Consider the following 16,540-nt stretch of genomic DNA (forward strand, 5'->3'; position numbering starts at 1 on the left):
ATAATTCAAGATAAAACTCCTCAGTTCCCTGATTGGTCCCAGTAACTGAGGAGTTTCCTACGCACATCGTTTATTGGAATTGTGTCATTTTATAAAGTTCATTGTAAGTTGATACCAATTCATTAAACTTCTGAAAGATAGCATCATAGGGGTAATTAGCTGTCATATCAATACCAGCATTTCTTAGAAGTACTGTAGGTTCATCAGATGCTCCAGCGGAAAGGAAAGATAGATATTGATCTCTAACATCCTCATTACCTTGAGAAATTTCAGTACCATAATAGAGTCCTGCGGTAATGCCTGTCGCATACTGATACACATAGAAGCTGTTATAAAAGTGTGGAATATTAGCCCATGATGTGGAGGATAACAGATCAGCTTCAAAGTAGTCACCATAATAAGTCTCTTGAAGATTACCCCATGTTTCATTGAAATACTCAGCACTTAGAGGAGTACCTGCTTCATATGCATCATAGATTGTTTTTTCGAATTCTGCTGCTAGTACTTGGTTGTAGACAGTGTTGAAGATTAATTCGATATACTGATCCAGTAAAACTAATTTCTCCTCATTAGATTCTGCATGAGATAGTAAATATTCCAATATAAGAATCTCATTGGTTGTAGAAGTCACTTCTGCGGTATAAATTGAAATCTTTGATGCCGCATAGGGTTGGTTAGCGTTAGTGTAGTAAAAATGCATAGCATGACCTAATTCGTGAGATAGTGTTAGGACGCTATCCAAGGAGCCAGTGTAATTTACAAGGACGAAGGGGTGTAAATCGTAGATATTAGTAGTATAAGCCCCTTTGTATTTGTTTTCTGTTGGAATTGGGAAGATCCAATTTTCATCAAAAGCTCTTTCTAAACCTGTAGTGTAAGTTTCGCCTAATGGTTGAAGTGCAGATATGATAAGCTCTTTACCTTCATCGTAAGTAATCACGGAATAGGCATCATTTTTGATCAAGGGTATCTGGAAGTCGTAGATTTTTAAAGGTTCGCTTTCTTCAAAATCCATGTGATCATGACGTATACCCATCCATTGATGTAATGGGGCTAAGTTCTGGCGTGTAAAAGTGATGATATTATCATAATCCTGACGAGACAGATTATTCTTATACATGGCATAATCAAGAGCTGTGTCGAAACCTTTTGCATCAGCCATAAAAGATTGCAGGGTAATCTGAGCCTCTAAGGTTTCTGATAGAAGATGGATGCCTTGAGTTCTTTTCTTTAAATATTCTGTAGTGGCTTCTTTCCTAATAGAACGATCTTCTGAGAAAAGAGCCTCACTTGTTGTATCTATTTCAAAAGGAAACTGATAAATATAAGCCTCGTACATATCTTGGGGGATGTTGTATAAAGGACTTGTTAAAGACAATATGGCTTCCTCTTCTCTTGTCAGCTTATTATAGATGGGATCTCGTATGTCATCGATATAATCTCTATAAATAATCATTTCAGGAAAATCCATATACTTACTTAGAAGTGAATCATCCATATTTCTAATTTCTGGATCGATATAGGCTAATTGATTAATAGCTTTACCTGTTAAAGTCGTCATTTTAGATTGAAGCTCTACTGCTTGTTGATTGGTCATATCTTGATGATAGTAGAGCATGGCGTAAGTATTCAATTGATCCAGCAAGTGCGCTAGAGTTTCCTGTTTGTATAAAACACTCTGGAAAGCCTCATAATTACGGGATAGTTGGTTTTCGTAGCTATGAATATCTTCTATAAGTCTGAGGACATAATTATAATCAGCTTGCCAAGCTTCTTCGTTCTCATAGATATCTGTTAAATGCCAATAATAAAGTTCTTCTCCTTTTGTATAGACGTCAACACTATCTGCAGTACAAGCAAAAAGGGTTATTGAAATGATGGTGACCATTATTAAAAGGGTCCATCTGTTTTTCATGTCTAATCCATCCTTTCTTTAAGATAATGGTATGATATCAAGGAAATACATATTGAACTTCATTAATAAGAGAATAAATTAAGTTCAATATATGTAGTATGAGGATTAAGTTCAAAAGATATAGCTTGTATTGAACTATTATGTCCATTAGGATAAAAAAATAATTCATGCAGAATTGAATTAAGAGTTAAAATCTTTTGTAAATTTGAATAGAATATAAAAATATAGTATGATATAAGTAAGTTGATGAAAATATTAGGCATGTAGATGGAAAAATAAAGTATTTCTCTAGTATGACATAACCTAAAATAAAGATGGCTCTTTAATTAGGAAGAATCTCATTATTGCCTTAATATTTATGTGAAAGATGAATAGTAAGTTCAAAGATGACATATTAGGCTTAACTATAAAACTGCATAAATGGGTTAAGTTAAATATATATAACGAAGAAAAGGAGTTACAGGATGGATATATCAAAGGTTTTGCAGCAAGAATTTTCATTAAAACCGACCCAAGTTAATAACACAATGGCACTTATAGATGAAGGATATACAATTCCTTTTATAGCTAGATATAGAAAAGAAAGAACAGGGTCACTGACTGATGAAGTCTTAAGAGATCTTCATGAGCGACTTATGTATTTGCGTAATCTAGAAGCTAAGAAAGAACAAGTTATTAGCAGTATAGACGAGCAAGGCAAGTTGACAGAAGAACTGAAGAAACAAGTTATGTCAGCCAAGACCATTGTTGAAGTGGATGATCTTTATCGTCCATACCGACCAAAAAGAAGGACAAGAGCAACAATAGCTAAAGAAAAAGGATTAGAACCTTTAGCAACTTTAATTATCCTACAAAAGTTTACAGGAGATTTAACTGAAGAAGCTGCTAAATATATTGATGCAGAAAAAGGTGTTGAGACAGCAGAGGATGCAATTGATGGTGCTAAAGATATCATTGCAGAAATGATTTCCGATGAAGCTGATTATCGTAAATACATTCGAAATATAACTTTCAATAAAGGAAGTATTGAAACCAAGGCTAAAGATGAAAAAGAACAATCTGTTTATGAAATGTATTATGACTATAGTGAGCCTATTAAACGTGTAGCATCCCATCGAATTTTAGCCATTAATCGAGGAGAAAAAGAGAAACTGTTGACAGTTAAGATTTTAGCTCCTGTTGAAGATATAGAAAGATACCTTCAAACGAAGGTTATTCATAAAGATGCTGTGCATACTGTGGATATCTTAAGAGAAATTATTGAAGACAGTTATAAGCGATTGATTGCACCAGCCATTGAACGCGAAATTCGTAATGAATTAACTGAAATCGCAGAAGAAGGTGCTATCAAAGTATTTGGTAAGAACCTTGTACAACTTTTGATGCAACCACCAATTCACAATAAGGTAGTTTTGGGGTTGGACCCAGCCTTCCGTACAGGTTGTAAACTAGCAGTTGTTACAGGTACAGGAAAAGTTTTAGAAACAGGCGTTATTTATCCTACACCACCACAAAGCAAAGTGGTAGAAGCAAAAAAAGTCATTAAGCGTATGATCAAAGAACATGGTATTGAAATGATTGCCATTGGTAATGGGACGGCATCAAGGGAATCTGAGATGTTTATTGTGGAACTTCTAAAGGAAATTCATGAAAAAATCTACTATGTCATAGTCAATGAAGCTGGAGCATCGGTATATTCAGCTTCAAAACTTGGTACTGAAGAGTTTCCAGAGTTTGATGTAGCTTTACGTAGTGCTGTTTCCATAGCCAGACGTTTACAAGACCCACTAGCTGAATTAGTAAAAATTGATCCAAAATCTATCGGTGTAGGTCAATATCAGCATGATATGAATCAAAAGCGTTTAAGTGGCGCTTTAACTGGTGTTGTGGAGGATAGTGTTAACAAAGTAGGTGTTGATTTGAATACAGCATCACCTTCTCTTCTTGAGTATGTAGCAGGTATCAGTAAAGCAGTATCCAAAAACATTGTCGCTTATAGAGAAGAAAAAGGTGAATTTAATAATCGTAAAGAGTTATTGAAAGTTGCAAAGCTTGGACCAAAAGCATATGAACAATGTGCAGGATTCCTGCGTATACGAGATGGTAAGCATCCATTAGACAATACTTCAGTTCATCCAGAGTCGTATGAAGCTACAGAAAAACTTTTATCTCTTTTAGGATTTAAGTTAAGTGATGTTAAGGAACAAAAAGTCAAGGGTATTATTAATGAAGTAAAAAATCCCGAAGGTATGGCAGAGGAAATTGGTATTGGCGTACCGACTCTTGAGGATATCATGAAAGAACTAGAAAAGCCAGGGCGTGATCCACGTGAAGATATGCCAAGTCCTATCTTAAGAACAGATGTTTTAGAGATGGAAGATCTAAAAGAAGGTATGATTCTTAAAGGGACTGTGCGAAATGTTATTGACTTTGGTGCTTTTATTGATATAGGCGTACATCAAGATGGATTAGTGCATATCAGTGAGATAGCAGACCGCTTTATCAAACATCCATTAGATGTGATAGCTGTTGGGGATATCGTAGAAGTTAAGATTTTAGGGGTTGATCTTAACAAGAAAAGAATTTCCATGAGCATGAAAATATAAAAAGCAGACTCTGTTTGCGGGTAAGATAATAACCGCAAGCAGAGTATTAAATAAGATATCTACAGTTCGGAAGCATTACTTAATGAGCTGTTGTATATAATATAAATTTTAATTTATCTGAATTTTCATGGGAGGTGAATATTTTAGATAGTTTAAAATAAGTCGCCATAATATATTCGGCATTTTATTTAATATAAGATGGCTAACAATAATATTTTCAAAATAATCAGAAAAGTATGGAAAATTTAGGTGAGGTATAACATCAGAATGGGGGTTTTCAAGATGAAAACAATAATGCTAGGCAATCAAGCGATTGCAAGGGGCGCTTATGAAGCAGGTGTCACTGTTGCAGTTGCTTATCCAGGAACACCTAGTACAGAGATTACAGAGTTTGTTGCAGGTTACGATGATATTTATGCGGAGTGGTCACCCAACGAGAAGGTAGCTATGGAGGTAGCCCTAGGTTCTGCTATGGCAGGAGCCCGAACGATGGTATCCATGAAGCATGTTGGGGTGAATGTGGCAGCAGATCCATTGTTCACTGCTTCGTATACAGGAATTAATGGTGGGCTTGTTATTTGTACAGCTGATGACCCAGGTATGCATAGTTCTCAAAATGAACAAGATAGCCGCTACTATGCTAGAGCTGCACATATACCGATGCTAGAGCCAGCTGATAGTAATGAAGCGCTTAGCTATATGAAACGTGCTTTTGATATCAGTGAAGCTTATGATACACCAGTATTTATTCGTTTGACAACGCGCATAAGTCATTCCCAAAGTATTGTTCAATTAAATGAGAGAGAAGTAGTAGAGCTTAAACCTTATGAAAAGAATATAGAAAAAAATGTTATGATGCCACTTTATGCACGACCTAAGCATATTATTGTTGAGAAGAGGATGAATCAACTAGCAGAAGATGCATCGACTTTTACAGATTTAAATACAGTAGAAATGAAAGATACCAAGGTGGGTATTATTACCAGTGGTGTTCCTTATCAATATGTTAAAGAAGTTATGCCTGACGCATCTGTTTTAAAATTAGGTATGGTACATCCATTGCCTAAAAAATTAATAGAAGACTTTGCTTCTAAAGTAGATCGCCTTTATATAGTAGAAGAATTAGAGCCTATATTTGAAGAGCAGATTAAGGCTTGGGGTATAAAGGTAATTGGTAAAGAGATTTTTACTGTTCAAGGTGAATATAGTGCCAATATGATAGAAGAGCGTATATTAGGTAAAGAGCTTGAATTAAGAGACGCTGAAAAATTACCAGGTCGCCCACCAGTATTATGCCCTGGTTGCCCACATAGAGGGATTTATTATGTATTAAAGAAATTAAAGATACATGCTACAGGAGATATCGGATGCTATACACTTGGTGCATTACCTCCTCTTGAAGGTATTGACACTTGCGTATGTATGGGTGGCGGTGTTAGTATGCTTCATGGGGTTGAAAAGGCAAGAGGCAAAGAGTTTATCAAAAAATGGGTAGGTATAGTAGGAGACTCCACCTTTGTACATTCAGGTATAACAGGATTAGTTGACATTGTTTATAATAAGGGTATCTCAACTGTGATGATTCTAGATAATTCAACAACAGGTATGACAGGTCATCAAGAAAATCCAACAACGGGTAGAAATTTAAAAGGTGAGGAAGTCCCAGTTCTTAATTTGGTTGCGCTCTGTAAGGCTGTTGGTATTCATCATGTACGAGTTGTTAATCCTTTTAAACCAAAAGAAGTTGAAGTGGCTTTAAAGGAAGAAACGAATAGGGAAGAACCATCTGTCATCATTGCATCCGCTCCATGTGAATTATTGGATAAAAAGAAAAAACGTATACCACTCTATGTGAACCAAGAGACGTGTAGAAAGTGTAACATGTGTATGAAAATTGGATGCCCTGCTATTCAGAAGAAAGATGGTAATATCATCATTAATGATGCTTTATGTGTTGGCTGTAATCTATGTACTAAAGTATGCCCATTTGGCGCAATCGAAAAGGGGGAATAGACCATGTCAGTTAAGAATATATTAGTTGTTGGCGTTGGTGGACAAGGAACTTTACTTACTAGTCGTATATTAGGAAATCTAGCGTTAAATAACGGATATGACGTTAAATTATCGGAAGTACATGGTATGGCACAACGTGGTGGTAGCGTTGTAACCCATATTCGATTTGGTGAAAAAGTATATTCACCCTTGGTTGAAATAGGTCACGCGGATGTGATTGTTGCCTTCGAGAAAATGGAAGCATTACGCTGGGCTCATTATCTTAAGAAAGATGGCGTTATGATTGTTAATACTCAAGAAATCAATCCTATGCCTGTTATTACTGGTGGAGCAGAATACCCAAGTGATTTAGTTGAACAGATTAAGGGAAAATGTGATAAGACTATCTTCATTGATGCATTAAGTCATGCAAGAGAGTTGGGTAACTTCAGAGTAGTTAATACCGTACTTTTAGGAGAATTGGCTAAACATCTTGATTTTGATGTAGAACAATGGGAAAAAGCTATTGAAATAACAGTACCTAAGAAGACAATTGAAATTAATACAAAAGCCTTCAAATCGCTATAATAATTAATGTAGAAGTCAAATTGAATTATTAAAGTGATACACTGCTTTTGAAAATCTAAGCATTCTTACAAATTATCCCTATATTTTTAGATATGGGGATAATTTTTGCCGAAAATTCGACTTACAATCTTTTCTCCTTCACAAAAAGCTGAAAATCTGATAAAATTAAGAGCGTATGCATTCGGTTCACTTATATGATTAAAACCCAAAAGCGTTTTTATATCTTTGGGTGATTTAATCACATTATTAATGAATAAATGCGAGACTGCAGTAACAAGTAAGGAGTAAAGGGGAATGAAAGACGTGATAGTAATAGATGGCGTAGTAGGCGCTGGGAAGACCACATTAGGTGAAAAACTTGAAGATGCCTTAGATTTAAAGCTATATAGAGAGATGGCTTCAACAGATACATTTAATCTATTAGAGAGATTTTATGCGGATAAAGAGAGATGGTCATTTACGATGCAAATCCACTTTTTAAATATCCGATTTGCACAGATTAAAGAAATCCATAAAAAACATGGGGGTCTTTTAGATCGATCTATTTTTGGCGATCGAATATTTGCAGAAATGCTTATGGAAGATGGAGAAATGAGTCTGGAAGAGTTTAATACATACAGTACGCTTCTTGACAACATGCTTGAGCATGCAAAGAACCCTTCTTTGATGGTTTTTATCGATTGTGATGTGGAGACAGCTTTGGATAGGATCAGAAAGAGAAATAGAGGTCTTGAAACAGAAGTTGAAAAACGCTATTGGGAGAGACTGAATGAGAAATATCAGAAATGGATTGATAGTTATGATCTCTCAGATGTAATTCGCGTCGATGCTAAAGAGTTTGACTCCTTTAATGACAACCATATTAAAGAATTGGTAGAACGTATTAAACCTTATCAATTATCCAACTAAAACAATTGAAAAAGATCATAAATGTACACGACCATCAATAGACAGTGGTCGTGTATTTTTTCATTTTAATCATTTTTGGATTTGCTGTTGACTATCATTAGAGATAAAATAATAGTCAATGGCCATTTTTTAGAAGGTTGAATGGTAAAATTGTTAAGATATGTATATTAATCCATTCAATACTGTTTTTTTACTCGGGTTTATGAACATCTTGCGCCAACTTTTTGACATCTTACATAAATATAGTTTACATTTTCAAAAAAATGCCTATAATGGAGTATATGGTGAGGGGGGACGCTATGCAATATAAGCTTATATGTGATGAAGAGTTAGATGGCATCATTGAAGAGTACCTTAGTCGAAAAGGCTTTGAAAGAAATAACTACAGTTATGATGTAATCCTCCTACAAAATGATATAAAGCGAAGTCAACCCCATGATCAAGTAAGTATTTGCTTTAATAAAAGCAATTTAGAAGAATTCTTTTCGCTAATGGATCGTATGAATACCTTTGCACACCCTAAATTTATAATAGGTAAGAAAGAAGAGAATTTTAGTATTATTAATTTTGAAGATATTCATTATTTTGAATCTAAAAATAATACGACTTATTGTTATACGGAGAGTGAAGAGTACATATGTAAAGAAAAATTATATGAATTGGAACAGATGCTGATGGGCAAAGATTTTATTAGGGTATCTAAGTCGAATATCGTTAATATAATGAAAATTAAACAAATTATTCCCTGGTTCAATTACAAGCTAATGCTGGTTTTTTACAACGATGAAGAAATAATTGTGTCGAAAAACTATATTAAAGCATTTAAACAAAGCATTGGAATGTAGGATTAGGAGGCTGTTATGAAAATTATTAATAGAATAAATGGAATATTAATCTTTAACATTACGTTGTTACTTATACTTTTAGATTTTTTTGCATTTGATCAAGTAATTGAACTAAAACGGATTTTATGGCATTTGATAATTGTTACTATTGTGGTGTTTGCCATTGCAATTGTTAATATGTATATTTTATATCCTATTATCAATAAACATAAAAAACTCTGGTATAACCAAATCGTGAGGATGTTAGTTTATTCGGTAACCAATACATTGACATATATCATGGTCATGCTGATATTGTCATTAACATCGTTCTTACATATGGATTTAGGGGCATATTTATTTGGAGCAGGTATTTGTACTGCGGCTACTATATTCAAGGATATAAGAGAGGATATGAAACTTAATCAGGGGATTAGAAAAAAACAGAATCCTGGACAGTGGTATAGGGGGAAAGAGATTATGAAATTAAAAATATTGTCAAGTATTTTAGTCATTGCATTAATATTATCTGTAACTGTTTCACTGTACTTGTTTGCAACAACACAAACCAGTACCTTGAGTTTAGAAATGGAGCAAGTTGTGCTAGAAGGTAGTGACAATCTTTATTATGCAGAGAATACGCAATCCATTATATATGATGGCAATTTTATTACATCTTGGAGGAATAATGGCGAATTGTATTATCAAAGAATGGATGTTAATACAGCAGAAGAGACAGAGCCTATCAAAATCAGTGGAGATGTCACGAAGCCTAAAAAAGTACAATTTAGGATAGAGGGTGATCATCTCAACATGTTTGTATTACATGATGTCGATGTAGATCAATATATATTAGATATTGAGACTGGCGAAACTGATTTTATTCAAGACGTTGCTGGGAGCATACAGGATTTCGCAGTCTTAGAAGAAGGTTTAGTATTTTTAAAAGAAAATGATCAGCTGGAGATCTGGAATAATGATGGTCAGCAATTATTCATAGAAGAATCTGGTGTAGAGCATTTTGAAGTGTATGATAATGATGGGCAATCAAGTGTTGCTTTTAAAGGAGTGAAGGATGGGGTGCATTATATTCGTCTTGTAGAGATGAAAGACGAGGGTGTTAGAGTACTCCATGAAACAGAAGATTTTACGATGGCTGAGCAAGATTTGAAAGCCACATATATTAAAGGTGAGCAAGTTGCATTCCTTCTTAAGAAAGATAACCGTAATAAAAATACCAGCTTTTTAACTTTCTATATTAGCAATGATTATGGTAAAACATTTACTGATTATTTTGTAGCTAGAAACTACGTTAGCGGCAATTATATCTTTGAAAGTGTTGAGGGGACAGAATACAGCTTTTATGAAGTACTTAGTGGTAATATTTACTTCTCTATATATAATGAAGATAAAATGCTTGATGCAAAACAATATACTAATTCAACTGGTTACCCAAGGAATTTCAGTATTATCAAAGATAATGAAGATATTTATACACAGTGGGCGGAAAGAGGAACTGAATCAAAGACTTTGTACTACGCTTCTTCTAATGAGAAGGTTGTTGAGAATTCATTAATGCTAGATGATGAACAATACACATATATAGCTATTAATACAGTCATCGTTATATTGACATCTATAATACCCAGTTTTATACTACTGTGCTTTATAGCGCTTAGCTTATTACCCGTTGTTGTCATTTTAAAGCTTGTGTTAAGAGATAATTTCACTGAACATGCTAGTAAGGTATCCTTTTTTATAGGGGGCATATATGTAGGGTTGATAGGTGTATATCTATCATATTACCTTGAAAGGTTTTATGATATGAATATCTTGTCAAGTCATATAAATACAGGTGTATTTATTGGTATTAATGTTCTATTGATGTGTATTTCATATTATTTAGCTAGCTTGCGTGAGGAAGGTATTAAGTTTCATAATCCTTTTGAGAAGCTTATGAGTTTTATTGGTTTTAGTATGGTTGGTATAATACTCTGGACCATGCCTTATGTTATGATGGATTGGTTTGGATATAGCTTATTTTAGTTATTGATAATCTAATAATAATCGAATACAATATATATATGAGCACACTCCTCCAAAATGGGGGAGTGTATCGCGTTATAAGTTAAGGTTTATTATATCTTTAGTTTTCTTAAAGGAGTCACTCATGAAAGTATTGGATTTTGTCATCATAGGTTTATCATTAGTAATTGCATTTGGGCTCATATTTTATAATGTTAATATAAGTAAGGACGCTGGAAATCTTCAGGTTGTCGTTTATATTGATAATGAAGAATTTGATCGCTTTCCATTAAATGAAGATGGAATAATTCAAATAGATGAAGATGAAGACCATGATCATGGTTATAATGTGGTGCAAGTTAAAGATGGAAAAGTTAGTATGATTGAAGCGGATTGCAAAGATTTAGTCTGTGTACGTACATTCCCTATCAGTCAACCTGGACAGGTTATTGTCTGCTTACCCCATCAGGTTGTTGTTGAGATAGAAGGGGAAGGGGTTAGTGAAATCGATGCAATATCAAATTAGCAAGACATATAATTGGAGCTCCACTAAAAAAATGGTAATGATTGCATTAATGGTAGCTGCAGCTATTATCTTGAGTTATTTTGAGAGATTAATACCTCTTCAGTTGGTGATACCGGTGCCAGGAGTAAAGCTTGGACTAGCCAATGTGGTTATCCTAACATCTATCTATTTGTTTAGCTATAGAGAAGTTTTTTTTATTGTCTTATTAAAAGCCGGTTTAGTAGGAGTGTTATTTGGCTCACCAATAACTTTTCTTTATAGTTTAGCAGGTAGCATCCTTAGTTTTTTGGTTATGTATATTCTAGTAGTTATCTGTAAGGAATATATTTCGTCCATTGGTATCAGTGTCAGTGGTGCAATCTTTCATAATATAGGTCAGATTACCATGGCATCCATACTCATTGAAACTAGAAATATTTTTATGTACCTACCTTATCTGATGCTTGTTGGTATCATAACGGGGATAGGCGTTGGATTTGTAGTAAAGTATATAATTAAATATTTAAGAATGATTATTCCTAAGTTGTAAAGACAAAGAGGCGGTATTGATTATCGTCTCTTTTGTTATTTCTAAAAAATTATTTTGGTGTGATTAAGGGGCAACAATCAGGATAATTTCTCTTATTAGGGTTTTCTGACTCTGTTAGAGGATAAAATTTATGGTAATAAATTTGCGTATAAATGACAGATTTTCTCTTGTTATTAAGGTGACTGCTTACCATATGCATACTATAAAAATGAGTTAATATGGATTATTTAATAAAAAATGGAATAATGAATTATTAAGAGTAATTTAGGGATAAGGGAAAAATATTAAGGTGTCTGATAATGGTAAATGAAATTTATAAGTTATCATTCGTCATTTTACTAAAAATTAAATTTAGTGACATCGATAATTAATAATGAATAACTATAAAGTTGATAACATGAATTTTAACTGAGAAATAGGGGTTTTCAAGAAAAAAGACAGCAAAAAAGCAAAAATATTAAAATTCGACATGAAAAATTATGAAAAATTACTTTTGATTATTCATTCAGAGTTATAAAATTAAAGTTGTTTTAAGAGTTGAAAAACTAAAAAATTATCAATTTCATAAAATTAAATTGCAAATGTGAGAAAATGTTGATATAATATTATCGTCCAATTAATTTGAATGCATAGAAAATAAAAGGGAGGATTAGAAATGAAAAAAAGATTATTAGCGCTTCTTCTTGCTATGGTGTTAGTACTTAGTTTCGCTTTTGTTGGCTGTTCTTCAAATGAAGAACCAACAGATGCACCTGCTAAAGAAGAATCAACAGACAAACCTGCTGACAAACCAGCAGAAGAGAAAAAGGACCTTGTGGTAGGAGATCCTTTTGTAGTAATGGATAACGTAAATGCTCGTAAAGCTGTTGCTATGTCATTTGACAAAAGCTTTATTACTGATGAATTATTAGCAAATGGTTCTCAACCAATTGACTTTTTCGTTCCAGACGGAATCAGTAGTGATTCTGAAGGAAATGGTTTCAGAAGTAAATACCCAGAGGGTTTCAATCATTACAATCCAGAAGAAGCAGTTAAACTTTGGGAAACTGCTAAAGAAGAAGTAGGTTTTGATGTAGTTGAGATTGAGTTCTTAACATACGATACTGAAAATTCAAGAAAAATCGGTGAATACATTAAAGAGCAAATTGAAAAAACTCTTGATGGTTTAACTTTAGTAGTTAACATGCAACCATTCGAGAATAAATTAGTATTAGAAGATGAAGGTAAATTCCAACTTTCATGGGCTGGTTGGGGTCCTGACTATCCAGACCCAATGACATTCATGGATATGTGGGTTACTGGTGGCGGACATAACTCTGCTAAATATGAAAATGCTGAGTATGATGCAATTATTACTTCTGCAAAATCAGGTGACTTAGTAACTGATATCGATGCAAGATGGGATGCTTTACAAGAACTTGAAAACACATTACTTGGTGAAGATCAAGTTTTAGTTCCTTTATACCAAAGAACAACAATGCGTTTATACCAGTCATATGTTGATGGTATTGTTCGTCATAACTTTGGTGGTGACTTTACTTATAGAGAAGCAACTAGTAATGAAATTAATGGTGAAACAGTATTACGTCTAGCAGAAACTTCTGACATTCCAAGCATGGATTCTAGTAAGGCTACAGACTCTAGATCATTTGAAATTTTAGCTAATGTACTTGAAGGTTTATATAGCTTAGGTGAAAATGATGTGCCTTATCCATCAGGAGCTGTTTCTCATGAAGTATCTGAAGATGGTTTAACTTATACATTTAAATTAAATGAAAAATCTGTATGGTCAAATGGTACACCTGTAATAGCTGATGACTATGTTTATTCATGGAGAAGAGCTGCTGACCCAGCAACAGGTGCACAGTATAACTTTATGTTAACTACTGCAGGTGTTGCTAATGCTGAAGCAGTTATCACTGGTGAAGCTCCAACAGAAGAATTAGGTATTACAGCTATTGATGATTATACTTTAGAAGTAAAATTAGACTACCCTGTACCATACTTTATTAAACTTATGACATTCTCTACTTTTGCACCAATTAATCAAGAGTTCTGTGAAGCCCAAGGTGATGCTTTTGGTACATCTACTGATACAGTACTTTACAATGGACCATATGTATTAGATGCATGGGAAGTTGGTTATTCACATGAAATAGCTAAAAACCCTACTTACTATGGTGCTGATACAGTGAAATTAGACCGTGTTACTTTTAGAGTTGTTAAAGACGCAGCTTCTGCAATCGCGTTATATGAAGATGGTGAAATCGATCGTGTTGGTTTAACAGCTGAATATGTTGAGCAATACATTGATGATCCAAACCTAGTATTAGAGCCAGAATTAGTAACTTTCTATTTAGTATTTAATATTAATAACCACGAATAAGAGTAGAAGGTAGAATGGAAGAATATTAGCACCCTGCTTGCAGGGTGCTATACTTAATAATATATGAAAAAGGTAAATTTTGAAAGGTTCCGTTTAACGGTTGATATATATACTGTAACATATTTGATTCTTAATAATATCGAGGTGAAAACTTTATGATTAGATATACATTACAACGGCTAGCGTATGGTTTTATAACATTGTTTTTAGTCGTTTCTTTAACTTTTTTACTTCTTCAATTTATGCCAGGTTCACCTTTTAATGAGGAAAAATTGACAGAAGAGCAAATTCTGATCATTAATGAAAAATATGGTTTGAATGACCCTATACCGGTTCAATACGTGAATTATATGAAGAAGGTGTTTGTAGGTGACTTAGGGTTATCATTCCATTATGATAGTCAAGAAGTTGCTAAGTTAATTAAGTCTCGTATTCGACATACTGTCAAGGTTGGAGTACAGGCGTTGCTATTAGGTACTTTTGTAGGTATTTTTCTAGGAGCTATAGCGGCTCTTAAGAAAGGTACTATTTGGGATAGTTTAACGATTTTAATAGCTATTTTGGGGGTATCAATACCTGGTTTCGTAATAGGTACTTTGCTTCAATTTGGGATTGGTGTAGAGTTGAATCTATTACCGGTGTTCTATGAGGAAGGAGTAGTCAGTTCCACAGTCATGCCTACAATAGCGCTAGCCTTCTTTGTTATATCAACTTGTGCAAGATATATGCGAACCGAGTTAGTTGAGGTTTTAGGTACAGACTATATCTTACTTGCAAGAGCAAAAGGATTAACAAGAGCTCAAGTTGTTTATAAACATGCTATCCGTAATGCCTTGATTCCTGTTCTTACAATATTAGGTCCATTGACACTCGCCCTATTAACAGGTGGTACAGTTATTGAAAGAGTATTTGGTATACCAGGATTAGGTTTGATGATGGTTGAAAGTGTTAATACCAATGACTATTTTGTTACGCTTGGTGTATCCATGTTCTATAGTCTTTGTTTTATTACTATTATTATTATTGTTGATATTTTATATGGGGTTATTGATCCTAGAATTCGTCTTGCAGGAGGTGGCAAATAATGAGTACAGTTAAAATACCACAAATTCCACAAGAAAAATTCAAAAGAGTACAAGTGGATGCTGGGCTTAAAGAAAAAATTGAGCAACCGAGCTTAACCTTTTGGCAGGATGTTAGAAGAAGACTTATTCATAATAAGCCTGCATTAGTTGCCTTTTTCTTCGTCGCTTTCTTAATAGCAATGGCAGTTTTTGGGCCTATGATGACGCCGTATTCCTTTAAAGAGCAAATTGAACCACTTAAGCAACATACCAAGTTGCCACCACGTGTACCAGGGTTAGAGAAATTAGGTATCTTTGATGGTACTATTGAAAAAGAATTAGGGGAAAAAGCTCTAGCACGTTTATCTGAAGAGTCCTATGAAATAACATGGGAAGGCGAAGTTTACGATCGTAAATACGACCAAAATGTCTATAGATATCAAATTGTCTACTCTCCTTACATTGATAAAGGTGTAGAGGATGAGTATTACTGGTTTGGTACAGATGAATTAGGTCGTGATATTTGGACTAGAGTTTGGCGTGGAACAAGAGTATCTTTAGCTATCGGTTTAATCGCTGCGTGTATTGATCTACTTGTAGGGGTTACATATGGTGCAATCGCTGGGTACTTCGGAGGTAGAGTCGATAACTTGATGATGCGTTTTACAGAGATACTCAACGGTATACCTTACCTTGTAATTGTTATTATGTTCATCTTGATTTTTGAAAATGCTGGCATAGTTCCTATTGCACTAGCATTGGCCATAACAGGGTGGATTGGTATGGCAAGAATTGTTCGTGCTCATTTCCTTAAGTATAAACAGATGGAATTTGTTTTAGCAGCAAAGACTCTTGGAACATCCAGTGGTAACATAATATTTAAGCACATATTGCCTAATATTATCGGTCAAGTAGTGGTTATGGTAACCTTTACAATACCTGCTGCTATCTTTACAGAAGCATTTTTGGCCTTCATTGGTTTAGGTATCGCACCACCAGAAACCTCTTTAGGTATATTGATAAATGATGGTTATAAGTTTTTAATGACAAATGCATATATGATGTTTGTACCAGCTTCGATATTATGTATCTTAATGCTTGCATTAAATATATTTGCTAATGGTCTAAGAGATGCCGTGGACCCAAGAATGCGTGAAGGTTGATAAGGAGGTAGTA

12 protein-coding genes are annotated in these 16,540 nt (G+C 34.2%); 11 read left to right on the forward strand and 1 reads right to left on the reverse strand.

Features of this window, described 5'->3' with window-relative positions:
- Positions 1 to 70 precede the first annotated feature (70 nt).
- Positions 71 to 1,915 (reverse strand): M3 family oligoendopeptidase, encoded by a 1,845-nt coding sequence (locus tag C1Y58_RS22575; protein ID WP_105619083.1) that lies wholly within the window; start codon positions 1,913 to 1,915, stop codon positions 71 to 73.
- A 464-nt stretch (positions 1,916 to 2,379) separates the two neighbouring features.
- Here C1Y58_RS22575 and C1Y58_RS22580 point away from each other — a divergent pair, with 464 nt between their 5' ends.
- The 11 genes from C1Y58_RS22580 (at position 2,380) to C1Y58_RS22630 (ending at position 16,527) form a co-directional block, all read left to right on the forward strand.
- Positions 2,380 to 4,521, forward strand: a complete 2,142-nt coding sequence (locus C1Y58_RS22580) for a Tex family protein (RefSeq protein WP_105619085.1) — start codon at positions 2,380 to 2,382, stop codon at positions 4,519 to 4,521.
- A 282-nt stretch (positions 4,522 to 4,803) separates the two neighbouring features.
- Entirely contained in the window at positions 4,804 to 6,534 is a 1,731-nt protein-coding gene (iorA, locus tag C1Y58_RS22585) for an indolepyruvate ferredoxin oxidoreductase subunit alpha (RefSeq protein ID WP_105619087.1), read from the forward strand.
- A 3-nt stretch (positions 6,535 to 6,537) separates the two neighbouring features.
- On the forward strand, positions 6,538 to 7,101 hold the full coding sequence (locus C1Y58_RS22590; RefSeq protein WP_105619089.1) for an indolepyruvate oxidoreductase subunit beta: 564 nt from the start codon (positions 6,538 to 6,540) through the stop codon (positions 7,099 to 7,101).
- A gap of 294 nt (positions 7,102 to 7,395) precedes the next feature.
- On the forward strand, positions 7,396 to 8,010 hold the full coding sequence (locus C1Y58_RS22595; protein WP_105619090.1) for a deoxynucleoside kinase: 615 nt from the start codon (positions 7,396 to 7,398) through the stop codon (positions 8,008 to 8,010).
- A gap of 299 nt (positions 8,011 to 8,309) precedes the next feature.
- On the forward strand, positions 8,310 to 8,855 hold the full coding sequence (locus C1Y58_RS22600) for a LytTR family DNA-binding domain-containing protein (RefSeq protein ID WP_157950245.1): 546 nt from the start codon (positions 8,310 to 8,312) through the stop codon (positions 8,853 to 8,855).
- A 15-nt stretch (positions 8,856 to 8,870) separates the two neighbouring features.
- Positions 8,871 to 10,880 carry a hypothetical protein gene (locus C1Y58_RS22605; RefSeq protein WP_105619094.1) on the forward strand — a complete coding sequence of 670 codons (2,010 nt, stop codon included), beginning with the start codon at positions 8,871 to 8,873 and terminating at the stop codon, positions 10,878 to 10,880.
- Positions 10,881 to 11,004: 124 nt separating this feature from the next.
- Positions 11,005 to 11,385 (forward strand): NusG domain II-containing protein, encoded by a 381-nt coding sequence (locus C1Y58_RS22610; protein WP_105619096.1) that lies wholly within the window; start codon positions 11,005 to 11,007, stop codon positions 11,383 to 11,385.
- The gene (locus C1Y58_RS22615) at positions 11,369 to 11,914 is read left to right on the forward strand and encodes a Gx transporter family protein (protein WP_105619098.1); all 546 of its coding nucleotides are present in this window, start codon (positions 11,369 to 11,371) and stop codon (positions 11,912 to 11,914) included. Before C1Y58_RS22610 ends, C1Y58_RS22615 begins: the two co-directional genes overlap by 17 nt.
- 655 nt (positions 11,915 to 12,569) lie before the next feature.
- Entirely contained in the window at positions 12,570 to 14,300 is a 1,731-nt protein-coding gene (locus tag C1Y58_RS22620; RefSeq protein WP_105619100.1) for an ABC transporter substrate-binding protein, read from the forward strand.
- Positions 14,301 to 14,455: 155 nt separating this feature from the next.
- Positions 14,456 to 15,385: an ABC transporter permease gene (locus C1Y58_RS22625; RefSeq protein ID WP_105619102.1), complete on the forward strand. Its 930-nt coding sequence runs from the start codon at positions 14,456 to 14,458 to the stop codon at positions 15,383 to 15,385.
- Positions 15,385 to 16,527, forward strand: coding sequence for an ABC transporter permease (locus C1Y58_RS22630; RefSeq protein ID WP_105619104.1), 1,143 nt, complete (start codon positions 15,385 to 15,387; stop codon positions 16,525 to 16,527). Before C1Y58_RS22625 ends, C1Y58_RS22630 begins: the two co-directional genes overlap by 1 nt.
- Positions 16,528 to 16,540 lie beyond the last annotated feature (13 nt).

The sequence above is a fragment of the Vallitalea okinawensis genome (assembly GCF_002964605.1).
GTDB classification, from domain to species: domain Bacteria; phylum Bacillota; class Clostridia; order Lachnospirales; family PQDH01; genus Vallitalea_A; species Vallitalea_A okinawensis.

What these genes read in the sequence shown, in the direction of transcription:
- C1Y58_RS22620 (WP_105619100.1), top strand. Translation starts at nt 12,570, where the DNA reads ATGAAAAAAAGATTATTAGCGCTTCTTCTTGCTATGGTGTTAGTACTT.
- C1Y58_RS22590 (WP_105619089.1), top strand. Translation starts at nt 6,538, where the DNA reads ATGTCAGTTAAGAATATATTAGTTGTTGGCGTTGGTGGACAAGGAACT.
- C1Y58_RS22630 (WP_105619104.1), top strand. Translation starts at nt 15,385, where the DNA reads ATGAGTACAGTTAAAATACCACAAATTCCACAAGAAAAATTCAAAAGA.
- C1Y58_RS22610 (WP_105619096.1), top strand. Translation starts at nt 11,005, where the DNA reads ATGAAAGTATTGGATTTTGTCATCATAGGTTTATCATTAGTAATTGCA.
- C1Y58_RS22625 (WP_105619102.1), top strand. Translation starts at nt 14,456, where the DNA reads ATGATTAGATATACATTACAACGGCTAGCGTATGGTTTTATAACATTG.
- iorA (WP_105619087.1), top strand. Translation starts at nt 4,804, where the DNA reads ATGAAAACAATAATGCTAGGCAATCAAGCGATTGCAAGGGGCGCTTAT.
- C1Y58_RS22575 (WP_105619083.1), bottom strand. Translation starts at nt 1,915, where the DNA reads ATGAAAAACAGATGGACCCTTTTAATAATGGTCACCATCATTTCAATA.
- C1Y58_RS22600 (WP_157950245.1), top strand. Translation starts at nt 8,310, where the DNA reads ATGCAATATAAGCTTATATGTGATGAAGAGTTAGATGGCATCATTGAA.
- C1Y58_RS22605 (WP_105619094.1), top strand. Translation starts at nt 8,871, where the DNA reads ATGAAAATTATTAATAGAATAAATGGAATATTAATCTTTAACATTACG.
- C1Y58_RS22615 (WP_105619098.1), top strand. Translation starts at nt 11,369, where the DNA reads ATGCAATATCAAATTAGCAAGACATATAATTGGAGCTCCACTAAAAAA.
- C1Y58_RS22595 (WP_105619090.1), top strand. Translation starts at nt 7,396, where the DNA reads ATGAAAGACGTGATAGTAATAGATGGCGTAGTAGGCGCTGGGAAGACC.
- C1Y58_RS22580 (WP_105619085.1), top strand. Translation starts at nt 2,380, where the DNA reads ATGGATATATCAAAGGTTTTGCAGCAAGAATTTTCATTAAAACCGACC.